This is a genomic window from Bradyrhizobium sp. (assembly GCF_016462955.1).
Classification (GTDB): Bacteria; Pseudomonadota; Alphaproteobacteria; order Rhizobiales; family Xanthobacteraceae; genus Bradyrhizobium.
Map to the genome: position 1 here is coordinate 1 of NZ_JAEMSD010000846.1, position 1,746 is coordinate 1,746.

The following is a 1,746-nucleotide window of genomic DNA, read 5'->3' on the forward strand; positions in this document are numbered from 1 at the left end:
GTCCGAGACTGCGCGCATGTCGCCCATGGCGCCGGACGTGCGCGTGGCGTTCTCGGCCAGCGTGCCGATGTCCTGAGCCGTCTGGTCGGCATTGCGCGAGGAGCTGCTGATAGCGCTGGCGATCTCGCCCGTCGCAGCATTCTGGTCGCTCACCGACGCGGCCATCTGGCTCACAATGCCTTCCACTTCGGACAGCGTCTTCAGCACTTCGCTGAAAGCCGCTGCGACCCCGCCGACCGACGACTGCATCGCCGAGATGATAGCCTCGATCTCAACCGTAGAGGTCGCTGTCTGGCCGGCGAGTTGCTTCACCTCGGAGGCGACGACGGCGAACCCCTTGCCCGCCTCGCCCGCACGCGCGGCTTCGATCGTGGCGTTGAGGGCAAGTAGATTGGTCTGCTGCGCGATTGAGCGGATCATCTCGACGACTTCGGCAATCTTTGCGCCCTGGCGGCCGAGCGCGTCTACCTCGACCTCGCCCTTGCGCGTCAGGTCGCGTGAGTGACGCGCCTGGTTCAGTGCGCGCGAAGCCTGGTTGGACAGTTCCTGGATAGAGGCGGTCAGCTCCTCGGCAGCCGCGGCAACGCTTTGCGTCTCGCTCGAGGCCTGGGCGGACGTGCGTGCGGCGGATGCGGCGCGCTCTGCCGCCTGGCTGGCAGATTCGGTCAGCGCCTCGGCCGTGCGGCGGTTGGCGCCGACATCGCGCGCGGAAGCTTCGGTCAGTCGCGTGATCTCACCGCGGAACTGCTCGACCGCGCGGGCGAACTGCTCCTGCCGGACCCGCTCGTTCTCGCTTGCGGCAAGCTTCTGTTCGGTCAGCTGGCGTGCGGTCTCGGCCTGCTTGGCGGCGTTCTCGGCCATCGTGCGCATTTCCTCTGCCGATTTCGCCATGTCTTCGACGCTCAGCAGTCGCTCCACCTTGGCGGCGAGCCAGGCCAGCGCGGCGGCTTCCGCGATGAGAATTACCGCGTGCAGCACAACGCGTACGAGATCCGATCCGCCCGGGAAGACCAGAGAGGGCCAGCCGAAGTTCAGCACGAGATGATGGACGGCGACGGTGGCCGCGCCCCAGAATATGGCGCGCCAGCAGGCCCACAGCACGCTGACCGCAAGGACAGCGAAGAACGCCATGTGGGCGTCGACGATGTAGGCATGGCCTTCGAGCGCGATCAGGACGAGACCGACCGAGGCGCACGAACAGACCGTGACCAGAGAGCGTGTGAGGGCGCCCGTTGGCGAGGCGCGCCATGACAGGATGGCAGACAGGCTGAGCGCGCCCGCGCCCAGCGAGACGAGCATCGCGTTCGTGTCCATCGCCCACGCCGTGATGACGGCTCCGGCGCACACGGCGAGAAGCAGCGCGATGATGATTGGGGCGGCTTTCGCGCGCAGGTCTTCCACAGCTGTCATCTCGACTCCGTCTGGTTCGCGCCGTTGCACGCCGCAATGTTCCCGCTCACGGGAAAGGTGGCAGTTGCGCCCGTCCAATCCGGCAGTTCGACGCCTTCAGGAAAATAGAAGACAGCGTTGTGCCAGCCCGACTGCAGCAACAGGCCGCCAGCGCCACGCCCGATCTCGACTGCATGGCCATCCTGCCATGGCAGCTCGACGATCAGCGCGTAGCGGCTCTCCGCCTCCGCGAGAACGGGAGAGGCGAGAACGACGCCAAGTCCAATGATCGCAAGACCGACCCGAAGCACGATTGCGCACCTGTTTGGTTACTAAAGACAGCGCGCACCTTAACAT

Annotated in this window: 1 protein-coding gene; it reads right to left on the minus strand. The window is 66.2% G+C overall.

All coding sequences use genetic code 11. From position 1 onward, the window contains the following. Positions 1-1,488, minus strand: a 1,488-nt coding sequence (locus JHD07_RS39115) for a methyl-accepting chemotaxis protein (RefSeq protein WP_291631930.1), incomplete at its 3' end; no start/stop codon positions are given. Positions 1,489-1,746: the final 258 nt, after the last annotated feature.